The organism is Longimonas haloalkaliphila (assembly GCF_055379825.1).
On record NZ_AP043948.1, the window covers coordinates 1,464,877 to 1,480,378 of the forward strand.

A 15,502-nucleotide genomic window follows, 5' to 3' on the forward strand; every position below is an offset into this window, starting at 1 on the left:
ACAGCATGGCGCGGCCTGATGATGCCGCCTGCGCACTCCCTCGCAGATGCCCACGCTCCTACCTGCGCATCCCTTTGTACCATTTACCTCTTTAACACCACTCCGTTATGTCTACTTCCATTCGACCAGATGAAGTAACATCTGTCCTTAAGCGTGAACTGGGTGGCTTCGAAGCCGATGCCGACGTCTACGAAGTAGGCACTGTGCTTCAAGCCGGTGACGGTATTGCCACGCTCTATGGTCTCTCAAACGTTCAGGCCGGCGAACTGGTCTTGTTCCCCGATTCCGGTGTGCAGGGCATGGTGCTAAACCTCGAAGAGGACAACGTAGGTGTTGTGCTCTTCGGCGAGGTCGATGCTGTTAGTGAAGGCGATGAAGCACGCCGCACAGGTAAAATTGCGTCGGTCCCGGTCAGCGAGCACATGCTCGGACGCGTGGTAGACCCGCTCGGGCGCCCGCTCGATGGGAAAGGACCCATCGAAGAGGATGGAGTTGACATGCCGCTTGAGCGAAAAGCTCCCGGGGTGATTTACCGCGAACCGGTTACCGAACCGCTGCAGACAGGGCTGAAAGCTATTGATTCGATGGTCCCGATCGGGCGGGGCCAGCGTGAGCTTGTCATCGGCGATCGCCAGACTGGAAAAACAGCGGTGATCGTGGATACGATCATCAATCAAAAACAAACTCACGATACCGATAAGCCGGTCTACTGTATCTACGTTGCTGTAGGACAGAAAGACTCAACAGTAGCCCAGGTCCAGCGTGCGCTTGAGCGCAACGACGCCATGGACTATACGGTGATTGTGAACGCGTCGGCTTCGATGCCGACGCCACTGCAGTACATCGCCCCCTTCGCAGGGGCCTGCATCGGTGAGTTCTTCCGTGACACGGGGCGCCATGCGCTGGTAGCATACGACGATCTCTCGAAGCAAGCCGTTGCTTACCGCGAGCTCTCACTGCTTCTGCGGCGTCCACCCGGGCGTGAGGCCTATCCTGGAGATGTCTTCTACCTGCACAGCCGCCTGCTGGAACGCGGTGCGAAGATCATTGATAACGAGGAGGTGGCTGCAGATATGAACAATCTGCCTGAAGGGCTCAAAGACCGCGTTCAGGGTGGCGGGTCGCTGACGGCTCTGCCGGTGATTGAAACGCAGGCGGGCGACGTGTCTGCTTATATCCCGACTAACGTAATTTCGATTACGGACGGTCAGATCTATCTTGAAACCGACCTCTTTAATTCAGGTGTACGACCCGCGATTGATGTAGGGACGTCGGTAAGCCGTGTGGGGGGAAGTGCGCAGATTAAAGCGATGAAAAGCGTAGCCGGTACGCTGCGCATCGACCTGTCGCAATATCGCGAGCTGGAGGCCTTTGCCAAGTTCGGGTCTGATCTGGATGCTTCAACGCAGCGTCAGCTGAACCGTGGCGAGCGCATGGTTGAAATCCTGAAGCAGAACGAGTTTTCGCCTCTACCTGCACAAGAGCAGGTTGTCATCATCTATGCTGCTACAGAAGGGCTACTCGACGATGTGCCCGTCGAAGACATTCAGGACTTTGAACAAGACCTGCTTGAGCGTGTCCGAACACAGCATGCAGACATTCTTGACAGCATCCGCGAAACCGGCAAGCTGAGTGAAGACGTTGAGTCTGACATCCGCGATGTGGTGAGCGACGTAGCCTCCACGTACATCGTTAAGGACGAGGAAGACGACGATGAAGAGATTCTGGAGGCGCTCTAACCGAGCCCCTTCAATATAATCCTCCTGGCAAAATTGCTCGGCGCGATGCCTGATGCTACTCCGCGTGACAATGCACGCCGCGCCCAACCTTGTACGTATCCATTCCTGGCTGCTTATGGCTAACCTCCGCGACATCCGTAACCGGATCGACTCGATCGAAAACACGAAGCAGGTCACCCGGGCCATGAAAATGGTTGCGGCTGCGAAGCTGCGGCGCGCTCAGGAGCGTATCTTCCATGCGCGCCCATATGCATACAAGTTGAGCGAGCTCATCGCGCATCTTACTGATGAGCTTGAAGACGCCGGGCATCCTCTATTTGTAGCACCCGAAACGGACGGTGTGTTGCTCGTCGTTATCACAGCCGACCGGGGGCTTGCAGGTGCGTTTAACTCGAACGTGATTAAGACTGCGGAAGCAACAATAGAGAAGCACTATGCCAAGGAGCGCGCCAAAGGCGACCTTTACCTGCTTTGTGTAGGACGCAAAGGCCACGAGCATTTTGAGCGTCGCGACTATCAGCTTGTAGGAGATTTTCGTGGCGTGTTTGATAATCTCACGTTTCAGCTCCCTCAAAAAATTGTTGAGGCGGCACGCGAAGGATTCGAGCGCGAAATCTGGTCTGAAGTGCAGGTCGTGTACAACGAGTTTAAGAACACGATCAGCCAGAACCGAATCGTGGAGCCCCTGCTCCCGCTTCCTGAAGAGCAGTTTCTTACCCCTGTTATGGAAGAAGATGCCCCTCCAGAGCACGCAAGCGACCACGAAGTCGACTATATCTTCGAGCCCGGCGCACGAGACATTATGGACGTACTGGTGCCGCGATTCCTGAACTACCAGGTGTGGCGCGCTCTGCTTGAGTCAAATGCCGCGGAGCAAGGGGCTCGAATGGTAGCAATGGATAACGCAACCAGCAATGCTGAAGAGCTGCGCGACGAACTACAGCTCAAGTACAACCGGGCACGCCAGAATGCGATTACGATGGAGATCCTCGACATCTCGAGTGGAGCTGAAGCGCTCTCATCGTAAATTGACGTAATCTGTGGCAGCATAGATCGGAACTTCTGGCTGCATGTATCTCGTATGTAGTATCCGATATATAGACCAGTGCACACAGCCTCATATCGACACGTCATATCGACACGTCGCTGCGTGTACATGCTGTCTACCGTACGCTGCTTAACACGCACGCGAACGGACAAGTAGACGGAGAGGTGGCCGAGTGGCTGAAGGCGCTCCCCTGCTAAGGGAGTAAACGGTTTATAGCCGTTTCGAGGGTTCGAATCCCTCCCTCTCCGCAGCAAAGCCGGTCTCGGACCTCCGAGATCGGCTTTTTGCATTTCCGCCCAATCGATTGCAGAATGCTCATGGCAGGCTCGTCTAAACGCCCCCTCGTAGCTATTGCTGGAGCTACCGGATTCGTAGGGACTGCCCTTCGAGGGGCGTTGGCCCCACATTATCGCATCCGTGCTCTCACGCGGTCGCCCGCACGAGCATCCGCCAACCAGGTCCAGGATACCAATATTGAATGGGTTCACTGCGACCTCTTCGACCCCTATGAAGTAAAGCAAGCCTTAGAAGGAGTCGATTACATTCTCTATCTGGTGCACTCCCTGCACGCCTCAGCGCGGCTCACGCAGGCCCGTGCGCCCGACCTGGATCTTCTCTTGGCCGACAATGTAGCGCGCGCTGCCGATGAGGAAGGCGTACGTCAGATTATAACGCTTGGAGGGCTTGTGCCCGCACAGGGCATTCTGCCAGATCGCCTGCGCAGCCGCAAAGAAGTCGAACAAGCACTTGCCTCCTGCAGCACCCCCCTCACGGCACTTCGTGCCGGGCTCATCGTAGGGCGTGGCGGTACATGGCTAAGCATGCTTGTACATCTTGTGCGGCGCGTGCCCGTGATGATCTTACCCGCATGGACATCAGCAAAAACACAGCCGATCGTTATTGATGACGTCGTGCGCGCGTTCGAGACCGTGCTGGGAGAGCCGACTCACTACGGCAAAACGTACGACCTGGGCGGACCCGATGTTATGTCGTATCGCGAGATGCTGAAACGTACGGCACGGGTGCTTGGACTGTCGCGACCGATGGGGACCGTTCCTGTTACCTCGCCCCGCCTCTCTAAGCTCTGGGTCTGGCTCTTCAGCGGAGCTCCCTGGGCCCTCGTTAGCCCGTTTGTAGATAGCCTGCGCTACCAGGTTGTTGTAGACACGAATCCGCTACAGGAAAAGCTGCGTTCAGGCATGAAGTCGTTTGAAGATGGGCTTCGTGCATCGGTCAACAAGCAGGGGCTCCCGTATCCCAACCCGCGATCGGAGCTGCAAAACGAAGACCAGGCCATTATGCGTGAGCAAAGCGTGGTGCGGTCGGTGCAGCGCCTTCCGCTTCCGCCGGGATACACGGCACGCGACGTGGCCAACCAGTACATGCGGTGGCTTCCGCGCATTGGCGGACCGCTCTTGCAGTGCACCGTAGCCGACCAGCGGGTATGCCGGGTTCGGTTTAAGCCCCTGGGCATTACGTTATTGGAGCTCAGCTATGCCCCCAACCGCAGTCCGCGCGGGCGCCAGCTGTTCTACGTAACAGGCGGGCTGCTGGCCAGCAAAGCACCGGATGCCCATAATGCCGGACGCCTTGAATTTCGGCGTACCGCCGACGGGAAGCACATTCTGGCAGCTATCCATGATTTTTCGCCGATGCTACCGTGGTCCGTCTACAACGCCACACAGGCTGTCGCACATCTGCTCGTTATGAACGGATTCGGACGCCATCTCAACCATCTGGCCACGCTGCGCAGAAACACCAAACTGTCGTCGCCTGCGCCATCGTCTCCTTCGTCGTAAGCCTTTTTGCCCTCCCTCTATGACCCTCTCCGCTGATCAACAGGCGGCCTTCGATGCCGTCTATGAGCGCCTGGCCCAGGGCGAACGGTTTACTGGATTGCGCGGCTATGCCGGAACAGGCAAAACATACGTGGTGAGCACGCTCGTTGAGAAGCTCGACAATGAAGACTGCGCAGTCTACGTCTGTGCGCCAACACATAAGGCAGTGCAGGTCTTACGCAACCACCTCCAGGTCGGGGTACCCACGCAGACGCTGCACTCGTTTCTCGGACTGCGCCTAAAGCCAGACGGTAAAGGGGATTACGAGCTGGTGCCTGATGACAAAGAGCGTGACATGGAGGCAAGCATCGTGGTTGTTGACGAAGCCTCCATGGTTGGACGCGACGAATGGCAGTACATAAAAGCGACCCCCGACCGCGTGCAGTGGCTCTTCGTGGGAGACCCGGCACAGCTCCCGCCGGTCAACGAGGAAGACTCCCCGGCCCTACAGGTACCCGGCGCCACATTGGAAAAAGTCCACCGGCAGGCAACAGATAATCCTGTACTGGAATTAGCTACGAAGGTGCGCAACCAGTCGTGGCACGGCTTTCGGAGCAAGTATGAAGATGGGCAAGGGGTGGCGATTACCCATAACGATGATCAGTTCTTTGGAAGCCTGGTGCGTACGTTTGCGAGCGATACCTTTCGGGAAAACCCCGAACATGCGCGCATCCTGGCCTACCGAAACAAGACGGTGCGAGCCTACAACCGTCGGGTGCGCGCCGAGCGATACGGTTCCGAGGCCCCTCGTTTTGAGGTGGGCGAGTGGATTGTAGCCCGCGAAACATGGTACCATGACCAGCGGCCGCTGATCAAGAATAGCGAAGAGGTGCGCGTGGAGTCAATCACTGAAAAGCGGATAGAGGGGGATGACTTAAGCTCCTGGAAGGTCTGGATGCTGAAGGTGCGCGGGGTCTACGACGGCATGCGACGAGAGATTGCTGTGCTTCATGATGAAGAAGAGGAGCGCTACCAGGATGCTCTTCGCCGTCGCCGCGAAGATGCAAAAGACGATGCGAAAAAGTGGGATCGCTACTACAGCCTGCGTGAGCAGTTCGCAAAGGTCGACTACGCCTACGCATCCACGGTTCATAAAGCGCAGGGGTCAACGTTCGACACGGTCTTTATTGACTACCGTGACCTGCAGGTCTGCAGAGGCGCTGAGCAACAAGCGCTGCTCTATGTGGCGGTAACCCGCCCGTCGCGCCGCCTGGCGATGCTGGTGTAATGCCGTTGCGTGTAACACGTGCTATGCGCAGATGTCCTCTCAGCGGGCAGTACGTTACCGCAACACGAAGAAGTACGCCGTCGTCAGCAGCGTGAGCGCGGCTTCGTGTGGACGTACATCAGCAATGTAGCGAAGCAGAGAAGTCATTCAGGCCAACGTTGCAAGGGACAGCGTGAAGGCATGTGTGTGCAGACAGGTAGATGCCGGATAGTGCGTACGGCAGGCAGCAGTCACTCGGTGGGCGGCTTCTCAGGAAGGGTAGTCCATACCGGCGCAGAGGGCTCGGCGAAGGCCGGATGATCGAGCAGGTCGGCGAAGTGCAGGGTATCTTGCTCGATATGAAATCGGTCGATGCCTCCTCCGTGCGGGAGATAGGCACGTGCAATCTTATCGCGGCGAATCAGCAGTGCGCTTGTGAGTTCCTCTTCAACAGCCGGGTCGGAGTATTCGGCAGCAGCGAGGAGCGCACGGATGTCGGCTTCGCTGAAATGCGCGACCTGCTTGGCGGCCCAGAAGGCGTCGTCGGGGCGAGTGCCGTGATATTTGAATGGCCCGATTACGCTTCCCGGAATAAACCGGCTGGCTACGGCCCGGTAGCGTCCGTCGTCGTACTGCGGCACCGCATCCAGAATGTCGTCAAGGTCGTCTTCCGTCATTGGGACGTTCACGGCCCAGATCGTCCGTGAACGTGGCCCCATCGCTGACGGTGAGCTGGTCACGCTCGAAGTGCACGAGGTAGTTCTCGGGCGTGTGATAGCCGAAGGCGTGGAAGAAGCGCGTTGCGGCGGCCTCCGACCCCGCTGAAAGCTCCAGATAACCGGGAGCGTCGAACTTAAACAGATGGCGATGCTCCCCTGCATCCACCCAGAAGCTGGGGGTCGTTCCGGCCTGGTCGCCATCAGCTATACGCCACGGCTCAGAGCGATCGAGATCGTCTTCAGTCAGCGCCCCGCGCGTCAGCTCTTCCGGCGACAGGCGGTCGTAATAATGGCGCGACACGTACCAGCTGGAGCGTGGTACTTCGCCGAGCGTATTGACATTCATCGCCGCGCCGCCCGATTCGCCCGAGTATGGAGCCGTTGCTGTTGAGGCGGCTCCCGATGCCGTACGACACGTTGAGGTCGGTTAGCCCCCAGCGGTCGACCGTATCGAAGGACTTGCCGGCATCGGTAAAGAGCACGAGATCTGCAAAGTGCCAGGTCCGCCAGCGATATTCGGCATTGAACAGCAGTGCATGCCGCCCGCGAAACTGGAAGTCGCGAAAGCCGCGCAGCGTGTAGCTGCCCCCGAGCGCAGGCAGCTCGTAGAACGAGAGGGAGCGGTCGGCGGTGTCGTAAAAGCGGTGCGCTTTAAGCTGCGGCAGGCGGTAAACCGGTGGGGGATGCGCAGGCTACGACGAAGGCGCTGAGCGAGACGTCAACGCATCGACGGCATCGGGAGAGGTGCCGCGCCACTCGGCAAGCTGAGCGACAATCTGCTGGCGGACATGGGTGCGAAGGGCATCTACTTCGGTGAGGCCTTCAGCATGGGGATCTACGGGGGGGAGCACCTTCACGCGCATGGTTTCCGGATTTGTACGGAAGCGGAGGCTATGCTTCGGAAGGGCCTCCTGGGTGCCGTCGATGACGATCGGGAGAACAGGGACTCCCGCATCCAGCGCCAACCGAAAGGCACCGTTGGCAAACTGGTGCACGCGTCCGTCGCGTGAGCGCGTGCCTTCAGGAAAGAACATGACGCTGCACTTATGATCGATGTAGTGTCGTGCCTTGTCGATGACGCGGCTGCGGCTTGCCGGGTCCTTGCGGTCGACACAGATATCTCCGGAGAGGCGTAAGAGCCACCCGGCTACGGGCAGGTCGAACAGCTCTTTCTTGGCGACCCACTTCATCTCCCAGGGAAGCCGCGACACCACGGGCGGGTCGCCCTGAGAGAGGTGATTCCCGACAACTACGTACGGGTTGCGCAGATTATCGGGAGGCGTGCCCTCAACCTTTACATCCCAGAACGGATTCAGGTAGGTCATGCTGCGTCCCAGAAGCCGTAGGGTATAGCCACTACGGTAGAGAGCCGGGTCGCGGTCGGTGAGGCGCACCATCGCAATGATTGGCACCCAAGCAATGAGAAGAAGAGCCGTGGAGGTCCAGACCCAGGCTGAAAGCAAAATGTCGCGCATCTATACAGGCTGTTTGTAACGTAAGGAAAGTCAGAGCCATGAAGTCGCGCCGAGAAAGCCCAGCAGCGAGAAAAGAGATGTACGCATCTCGTAGACGCAAATCTGGTAGGCCAGCAAAAATAAACCTCTGCGTTCAGGGCGGTCTGGGGGTCTTACAAAAGCAATCCGCCTCAACCAGAACCGTATAAGATTGCTTTGCCCTTCGTCCTCGCAATGACACGGTGAGAGGATTCTCTTGTGTGTCTACTTAGGGCCTGTTTTGATTTCTTACTTTGGGCTCCGAGCGGCGGCGCTGGACTGGGGCTAAAGGGCATGACCGTGGTGCAAATTGCCCCCGATATACTTGTGTCAGTCGGGCTGCGCCCTCGTGTCGGCCCGTACCCCCGGCTACGAACCTCCATCGAGGTCCAATTTTCGACGCAGCGGCGCTCGCTCGCGCCGTCAAACCAAAACCCCAACAGGTTCTTAGGCACTACGTACTTGGCAGGGGTCCGCTTCGTTCGATTGTACCGTTTATGCAAGAAAGTGCTTCAGGCGCCCCGTAGAAAAAAATGAGCAGGGAAGAACCGAACTGTGCAGCCACGCACCTGTTTAGAATTATCCTTTATCACAATTTATGTGTTGTAACAAATAAAATCTAAAATGACGAAACGAGACTATATCTACTGGGGAGCTACCGGGCTCCTCGCGCTCGCGCAGCTGGTATCGGGAACGCTCTACTTGCTGGTAGAGGACATGGCTGAGGCGTTTCGGCATCTGGGGTTTCCGGACTATTTCCGGGTGCAACTGGGCCTCGCTAAGATCGTAGGGAGTATAGCCCTTTTGGCTCCGCTTCCGCGTTTCCTGAAAGAGTGGACGTACTTCGGGTTCATCACCTCGTTTGTATCCGCGTTCATTGCGCATACGGCGGTAGGCGACCCAATCGGTGACATTCTGCCTCCAGTCATCGTACTCGGAGTTCTGGCTGTGTCATACGTCACCTATCAGCAGCGCCAAGCGGAGCCTGCAAACGACCAATAACTGCCGCACTTGCACATAGCACTTGCATACAATAGCCCGTGGATGGCTCTACGCTTCTTACCATTCTCGTCATCTTGCTGGTCGCTACGGTGCTGGCGCTCCTGCGCACGCGCCGGCGCGACCGCTGCCTGAAGTCGTTCGACGGCTTCCCGATTACGCTCGTGACGCAGGCAAACGAAGCTACCTGGGGCACCGCCGATATCCGCTCGACCGGGCTGGAGCTCACGTATCCCGAACCGGTAGTGGCCCGTGAGGGACATCTGGAGCGGTCGACCATCCTGTACAAGGAGCAGTATGCTTCCTTGCATGCGCTCTACCGGTGTCCGGAAGGGCTCACTGAAAAGAACCGGGAGCGTCGCGGAACGCTCATCGAGCAGACGCGGAATCCGGGCTTGCTCCGGCGGCTGGGGCGGTGGGTTCGCAACTGGATGGGCATGGTGCGCGATGCGCTGCTGCAGTCCATCGGCATGATCATCGGCGTGGCGAAAGCAAAGGCGCCAGCGGGCGGACTCATCGGGCGGCACGACGCACAGGTGCAGTCTATATCGACCGAGGTGGTGCAGCACACCGGCAATGCGTTTGACCCGCTACTGGAGCGGCACCTGTTCTCGCAGGTCGTTGTCGAGGTGACCGTGGCCAGTGGGGAGGTGCGTAGCTACTGCGGCTGGCTGAAAGACTACACGAGCGACTTCATTGAGATTCTGGATGCGTACGCCAACACCTCGCGCGCCGAACCGCTCGACCTGGAGGCCTATCACGTGGGGGATGAGCGGCTTCCGCATCAAGAAATTGCTCTCACCAATGGACGGGTAGGCGTTACCAACAACGGTACGCGCATGTTTTACATCGACCGGCTGGAGCAGCGCGACTGGCGTCACCCAGTGGATGTGGTGCTTCCTCCGGGCGCGTCTATTGCGCTCGCACTGCCGCCGGCTGTGCATGCCCGTGCGCGCCGCGCCGGAAAAGCGCTGAAGATCTGGATGGGCACCGTAGACCGGGTCGACATGCTGCTGCCCCGCCAGCGCGCGCAGGTCCGCCACGCCGCAGGCGGCTCCGACGCCTCGTACGAAGGGTACCGCGAGCAGCTGGAGGCAATCGATCCAGGCTCAGAACCGGCCGTCACCGCCGGTGACCCCGTCACGCATCCCGCTGAAAACCCATAGCCCGTGCGTGCCGTACCCCCGACCCACACTCGTTGCGTGCTCCCCTTGTAGTCCCATGCCCATCGTTAAGTACTTCTTTGAAGAACCCGCACTGCTCGAGGCAGTCACGGAAAACGCCGATCCTGACGCCCGGAAGCAGGCCCAGCGCTCTGCCGACACCGCCACGCAGCCCGATCCTGCTACGCTGCGTGCCCTCCTCGATCCGCCGACTGCGTACCGTGGCTACCTTGCGGGGACCGATCTGGATACAGACCGCATCGGACTCACCGCGCTTTCTGTCATGGATGCGATCGTTCATGCGCTGGCCGAAGTGTTCTCGCATCCGCACGGTCTGGGCGTCGATCCGGAAGGCACGCTCGAAGCCGATCTCGACATGCAGGCCGTGCGCCGCCGATGGATGCAGCCGAAAGGCGAGCGTGTGGTTGTTGTATCTGCGCATCCTATAGAGCCCGCTCCCCTTCGCACTGTGGCCGCGTCGGGCCGACGGCAGGCCAGCAGCGCGCTGCATGATCTCCTCGAATCGGGCGCTACCGTGTTCTCGTCGGAGCCTGCCCACGACGGCTTCGATTGGAGCTTCTTCAGCCCGGCACCCGTACGCAAGGCCCTTACCAATGCGCTCCAAACGAACGTTTCCACCGAATCCACGCGGTGCTTCGTGCTTCCGTTTCAGAAGGCGCGCTCCGAATCCAAATTCTACTTTGAGCAATGGCAACTGACCCAGGCCTCGCTGCCGAACTACATCCAGGAAGTGTAGCCCCCCCCTCCGACGGGGCATCCGGGGCATCCAGGTGGATGCGTCGCTGCATCGCTCTGGCACGACGGGGCGCCGGACACGTAAGTCCCAACCCGATGGTAGGGGCTGTCTTGGTGGATGCGGACGGTGAGGTGCTGGCAGAGGGCTGGCACGCGAAATACGGGGAGGCGCACGCCGAGGCGCGGGCCATCCACACGGCGATAGACACCCACGGCCCCGATGCCCTGCGCGACGCGACGCTCTACGTAAACCTGGAGCCATGCAGTCACCACGGCAAAACCCCCCCGTGCAGCAATCTAATCGTCGATGTAGGCATTCCGCGCGTAGTGGTGGGCACCGTCGATCCATACCCGGAAGTGGCCGGGCGTGGCATCAAGCGGATGCGTGCCCACGGCATCGACGTAACAGTTGGCGTAGCGCAAGATGCATGCAAGCGGCTCAACGAGGCTTTCTTTCATCACGTAACCACCGGACGCCCGCTCGTCACGCTCAAGATTGCGCAGACGCTCGACGGACGCATTGCTACAACCACCGGACACAGCCAGTGGATCTCGGGTACGGAGTCGCGCACGCAGGTGCATCGGTGGCGCGCTGATCTCGACGGGGTGCTCGTAGGAAGCGGCACCGCAGCGGCCGACGACCCGCGCCTCACCGTGCGTCACGTCAATGGCCCCCAGCCGCATCGCATCGTGCTTGACCGCACCGGCGCGCTTTCGCCGAAGCTGAACCTCTTTACCGATGCCCAGACGGCCTCCACAATGGCCGTCGTCGGTGCAGAGCGGGCAGCGCCTGCTTATGCCGAGTCCCTCACTGCGCAGGGTGGACGGGTCGTGCGCATCCCCGAAACACCCGACGATCATCTCGACCTGCAGGCTCTACTTACTTACCTCGGGGCTCCCGACGGCCCTACCGCTCGCCCGCTGCAATCGCTACTTGTAGAGGCGGGGCCGGGGCTTGCTACGGCACTGTTTCAGCAAGACCTGGTGGATCGCTTCTTCTGCTTCATAGCGCCCAAAGTGGTGGGCACCGGCATGCCAAGTCTGCGCGATCTTGGCATCGAACGAATGGATAACGCACGCACCTTCGCCGAGCAGCATTGGATGACTGTAGGCGATGATCTGCTGTTCAAAGGCTACATGCGATCGGTGTGATTGGGGGCTGCGAGTTTGTTTATTCTCCCGCTAAGTCATCTCCCACGGAGCGAAGTGCAGATCCAGGATCCAGCGTGGTGCAGGGATACATCGCGGATACGCAGCGTATAGATGGTTGCACCTTTTCTTCACCACAGGTTGACAGAGTCATGGAATCCACGACGCTGCCGTTGCCCGAGACGCTGCCCGACAAAGAGCAGTATAGCTACGCCGATTACCAGCAGTTGCCTGAGGGTACGCCTTGCCAGCTCATCAACGGATCGCTTGTCATGTCGCCCGCGCCTACGCCGTATCACCAACGCATTCTCCGACACCTATTTCGTAAGCTGGATGCGCATGCGTCGAATCAGGGTGAGGTGTTGTTCGCACCCATCGATGTGAAGCTATCGGATACGGATGTGCTGCAGCCGGATCTGGTGTTTGTTGCACATGAGCGTGCAAACATTATCGGAGAGCAGCTCATCGACGGCGCCCCCGACCTGGTGATGGAGGTGCTTTCACCGTCGACTGCCCATCACGACCTCACGACAAAGAAGCGGCTGTATGAAATGCATGGCGTGCAGGAGTACTGGGTCGTGGATCCAACGTCGCGGACCGTGGAGATCCATGCGAACACAGACGCGGGCTTTATCCAACATGTGCGGCAGGTGGAGTCCGGTACGGCAGCTTCGGCCCTGCTGGATGGCTTGACGGTCAAGTTGAAATCCCTCTTTGCGTCGTAGCATCACACTTTCGCATTCGCCTATCGCCTGATCTATTGGCTGTGTACTATGCCCGATTCGCTCCACGTTGTGCTTATTGACGCGTCGCTGGGCGATACGCATGTGCAGCGCAACTTTAAACGTGAGTTGGATGCCGACCTGACCATTGTGCGCGTATCGCAGGGCGATTCGCTCCCGAGGCTTGCCACTAACGGAAATGCAACACCTTCGCTCCCTTTCGATGCAGTCGTCATCTCCGGGTCGCAGTCCTCGGTCTACGACGACCGGCCATGGATTGCCCGGCTGGCGTCCTGGACGCGCCGCGTGCTTAACGCCGACCTCCCGGTCTTGGGGGTGTGCTGGGGACATCAGCTTCTGGCTCAGATGATGGGGGGGACGGTTGAAGACCGGGGCGCGTATGAGTTAGGCTACGTTGAAATAGAGCGCATAAAATCTGAGGCTTTGCTTACCGGACTCTCCAATCCATTCGTTGCGTTCGCTACGCACTCCGATGAAGTCACTTCACTTCCTGATGAAGTAAGCGTAGTTGCCCGCAACGAGGCGGGCATCCAGGCGCTTCGCAAGGGACACGCGTACGGCGTGCAGTTCCATCCGGAGTACGACATGCGCACTGCGCGCGACATGATTCAGCGTAAGGAGCTCCCCATGCATGAGCTAAAGGCAGCGCTCGACACGGTCACCGAAGAGCAGGTGCGCGCTGCTCAGTCTACCAAGCAGATCTTGAACAACTTCCTGCGTACGGCGGCAATGCTACGTGCAAAACGGGATGAGGCATAATAAAGGAGGTAGTGGATAGACGCTAAGTGGTAAAACTAAGGGGCATCGCACCCTCTTTTTGTTCGAACCCCCTCTCCCTGCGGGTGTCTCCCCCTTTTCCAAGGGGGAGATGTCGACAGACAGAGGGGGTTGAGTGGACGACGATGATGTAGCCGACATCACAATCACTTATCATTGAACCACTACCATAAAGGGATGAGGGATAACGAGGCAGGCGCAGCAGAGGGGTAGTAGCATGCGTACAGCAGCACGTGGCTTGCGTGCAATCGTTGTGCTTGCTACTCTGTATGCGAATACACAGCAACCAGTGCGTACGGCACTGACTGCATTGCAACCTTACGCCATAATCCCCACCCTACATGCCTTCTGATTCTGGATTGGCGCCGTTTCGCGTGGTTCGTATTCCCCTCAACCGCGAAGCTGTTGTGACCTTCCTGATGCCCCCTGAGTCTGCGCGTAAAGGCGCTTCCGTGCAGGTGCTTGCAACGCGTCCGACCGTGTCCGCTGAACGAAAGTGGGTCGACCAGATGCGACGCGCACCCGGGATCGACAGTCTGCTCGGTCGAGACGACCCGGCGAGCCATCTGCATGAGACGACGACCGACCGGCTGGTGCCAACCGAGTTTTTGCACGACGACCCGGCTTACCTCACGCGCAACATGGGCGGGTGGAGTCCGGTCTGGTTTGGGGTGATGCGGGCCGCATGGAACGCACCGGCAGATGACCCGCTGCTGGAAGAAGCCGATGCGCTCACAGAATACGGCGATGAACTGCACTACTCTGGGGCCGACCCTGAGCAGGTTAGGGCACGGTTGGCTACGGAACTCGGTACGGAATCGCCGAGCGAAGCGACGGCGGGGATCGTGCGGCTGCATGACTGGCGCACAGGGCACGACTTCAACGGAGCAGCAACCGGTATGACTGCCTACGCTGAGGCCCTTTACGAAGAGATCACCACACAGGGGCCGCTCACGCATCCCGACGGGACGACCCCGGCGGTCCCGCGGGCGGTGCTTATCGACGAACTGCTCGGGCAGATGGTGCGCATTGAGATGCGCCGTCGTACGGCGGTCGCCGATGGAAAATCCGCAGAAGCCGACGTACTGGCAGGGTGGCAGCAGCGCGTCGAATCCGATACCGGACTCATGCTTATTCTGAAGGGCGAGTACATCATGGGGCGGCATCGGTGTAGCACGGTACTCATTGCGCCCGAGCTTGACCTGGTGGCAAAGCAGCCGGGCCCAGAACCCTTCCACGAGATTGAGCTGGGGGCGTCTACGTACAACGGACGCGCCGAAAACCGCCCTGTTCTCACGCGTGATGGCGCGCTGGTAACCGCTGCCGGGCGCCTGCGTTTGATTCTGGAGGAGGGACTGGTCGAGCCGCTCAATCAGCTGTTCGGGCACGACGTGGTACTGGTGTCGAGTCTCGGGTACATCAACGAGCCCTACGTAGACGGGCCAACGCTGCGCGAACATGTACTGGAGGACCCTGACCGCCTCACGCCCGATGTTTACGAGCTGGTGCTGTTTCATCAGCTGGTGTGCGAGTGCGTTGGGGTAGAAAATGGCGACTGGCACGCAGACAACTTCATGGTTGACCCGGAGCGTCCGCATCCCCTTAAGCACGACTATGGCAACAACGCGCCCGGACTCATACATATCGACTGGGGGGCTGCCCGTCCGCTTCAGAATGATGAATACGGCAGCGACCAAGCCAAAGCGCGGACGAACCAGGTCCGGAATATTGCTTACTCTTACCAGGAAGCGTCCGTGGCTGATCGGAGCCGCAGGCTTCACGATGCACTCGTGTCAGATACCACGCGTATGGAGCGCCTGCGCAACGTGGCGGAGCGCTTCGCCGAAGGGTTTGACGTGCGTGCCTGCTGA

The 15,502-nt window shown here is 59.2% G+C and carries 15 protein-coding genes and 1 tRNA gene; 12 read left to right on the forward strand and 4 right to left on the reverse strand.

Annotation, left to right across the window (positions count from 1 at the left end):
- Positions 1-107: 107 nt before the first annotated feature.
- From atpA to ACZ48V_RS05820, 5 genes are all read left to right on the forward strand, one after another.
- Complete coding sequence (atpA, locus tag ACZ48V_RS05800; protein WP_464542481.1) at positions 108-1,739, forward strand: F0F1 ATP synthase subunit alpha; 1,632 nt, start codon at positions 108-110, stop codon at positions 1,737-1,739.
- A 115-nt stretch (positions 1,740-1,854) separates the two neighbouring features.
- Positions 1,855-2,766, forward strand: coding sequence for an ATP synthase F1 subunit gamma (gene atpG, locus ACZ48V_RS05805; protein ID WP_464542483.1), 912 nt, complete (start codon positions 1,855-1,857; stop codon positions 2,764-2,766).
- 179 nt (positions 2,767-2,945) lie between these two features.
- Positions 2,946-3,035, forward strand: a tRNA-Ser gene (locus ACZ48V_RS05810).
- Between the two features lie 69 nt (positions 3,036-3,104).
- Positions 3,105-4,586 (forward strand): NAD(P)H-binding protein, encoded by a 1,482-nt coding sequence (locus ACZ48V_RS05815; RefSeq protein WP_464542485.1) that lies wholly within the window; start codon positions 3,105-3,107, stop codon positions 4,584-4,586.
- A 19-nt stretch (positions 4,587-4,605) separates the two neighbouring features.
- The gene (locus ACZ48V_RS05820) at positions 4,606-5,853 is read left to right on the forward strand and encodes an ATP-dependent DNA helicase (RefSeq protein WP_464542487.1); all 1,248 of its coding nucleotides are present in this window, start codon (positions 4,606-4,608) and stop codon (positions 5,851-5,853) included.
- 230 nt (positions 5,854-6,083) lie between these two features.
- On the opposite strand, the gene ACZ48V_RS05825 is transcribed toward ACZ48V_RS05820, so the two are convergent.
- The 4 genes from ACZ48V_RS05825 to ACZ48V_RS05840 are packed head-to-tail and all read right to left on the reverse strand — an operon-like array spanning position 6,084 to position 8,026.
- Positions 6,084-6,521 (reverse strand): hypothetical protein, encoded by a 438-nt coding sequence (locus ACZ48V_RS05825; protein WP_464542488.1) that lies wholly within the window; start codon positions 6,519-6,521, stop codon positions 6,084-6,086.
- Positions 6,490-6,897, reverse strand: a complete 408-nt coding sequence (locus tag ACZ48V_RS05830) for a hypothetical protein (protein ID WP_464542490.1) — start codon at positions 6,895-6,897, stop codon at positions 6,490-6,492. Before ACZ48V_RS05830 ends, ACZ48V_RS05825 begins: the two co-directional genes overlap by 32 nt.
- Positions 6,791-7,216, reverse strand: a complete 426-nt coding sequence (locus tag ACZ48V_RS05835) for a BamA/TamA family outer membrane protein (protein ID WP_464543103.1) — start codon at positions 7,214-7,216, stop codon at positions 6,791-6,793. The genes ACZ48V_RS05830 and ACZ48V_RS05835 overlap by 107 nt, the downstream gene beginning before the upstream one ends.
- Positions 7,217-7,243: 27 nt before the next feature.
- Positions 7,244-8,026, reverse strand: coding sequence for a lysophospholipid acyltransferase family protein (locus ACZ48V_RS05840; protein WP_464542491.1), 783 nt, complete (start codon positions 8,024-8,026; stop codon positions 7,244-7,246).
- 642 nt (positions 8,027-8,668) lie between these two features.
- On the opposite strand from ACZ48V_RS05840, the gene ACZ48V_RS05845 reads away from it, so the two are divergent.
- The 7 genes from ACZ48V_RS05845 (at position 8,669) to ACZ48V_RS05875 (ending at position 15,502) form a co-directional block, all read left to right on the forward strand.
- Positions 8,669-9,046, forward strand: a complete 378-nt coding sequence (locus ACZ48V_RS05845; protein WP_464542493.1) for a DoxX family protein — start codon at positions 8,669-8,671, stop codon at positions 9,044-9,046.
- 38 nt (positions 9,047-9,084) lie between these two features.
- On the forward strand, positions 9,085-10,209 hold the full coding sequence (locus tag ACZ48V_RS05850) for a hypothetical protein (protein WP_464542495.1): 1,125 nt from the start codon (positions 9,085-9,087) through the stop codon (positions 10,207-10,209).
- A 55-nt stretch (positions 10,210-10,264) separates the two neighbouring features.
- Positions 10,265-10,963 carry a hypothetical protein gene (locus ACZ48V_RS05855; protein WP_464542496.1) on the forward strand — a complete coding sequence of 233 codons (699 nt, stop codon included), beginning with the start codon at positions 10,265-10,267 and terminating at the stop codon, positions 10,961-10,963.
- Positions 10,915-12,114, forward strand: a complete 1,200-nt coding sequence (gene ribD / locus ACZ48V_RS05860; RefSeq protein WP_464542498.1) for a bifunctional diaminohydroxyphosphoribosylaminopyrimidine deaminase/5-amino-6-(5-phosphoribosylamino)uracil reductase RibD — start codon at positions 10,915-10,917, stop codon at positions 12,112-12,114. Before ACZ48V_RS05855 ends, ribD begins: the two co-directional genes overlap by 49 nt.
- 149 nt (positions 12,115-12,263) lie before the next feature.
- Positions 12,264-12,836, forward strand: a complete 573-nt coding sequence (locus ACZ48V_RS05865) for a Uma2 family endonuclease (protein WP_464542500.1) — start codon at positions 12,264-12,266, stop codon at positions 12,834-12,836.
- A 48-nt stretch (positions 12,837-12,884) separates the two neighbouring features.
- A complete protein-coding gene (locus tag ACZ48V_RS05870) occupies positions 12,885-13,613 on the forward strand; it encodes a type 1 glutamine amidotransferase (RefSeq protein ID WP_464542502.1) in 729 nt (242 codons plus the stop codon).
- Between the two features lie 359 nt (positions 13,614-13,972).
- A complete protein-coding gene (locus ACZ48V_RS05875) occupies positions 13,973-15,502 on the forward strand; it encodes a hypothetical protein (RefSeq protein WP_464542504.1) in 1,530 nt (509 codons plus the stop codon).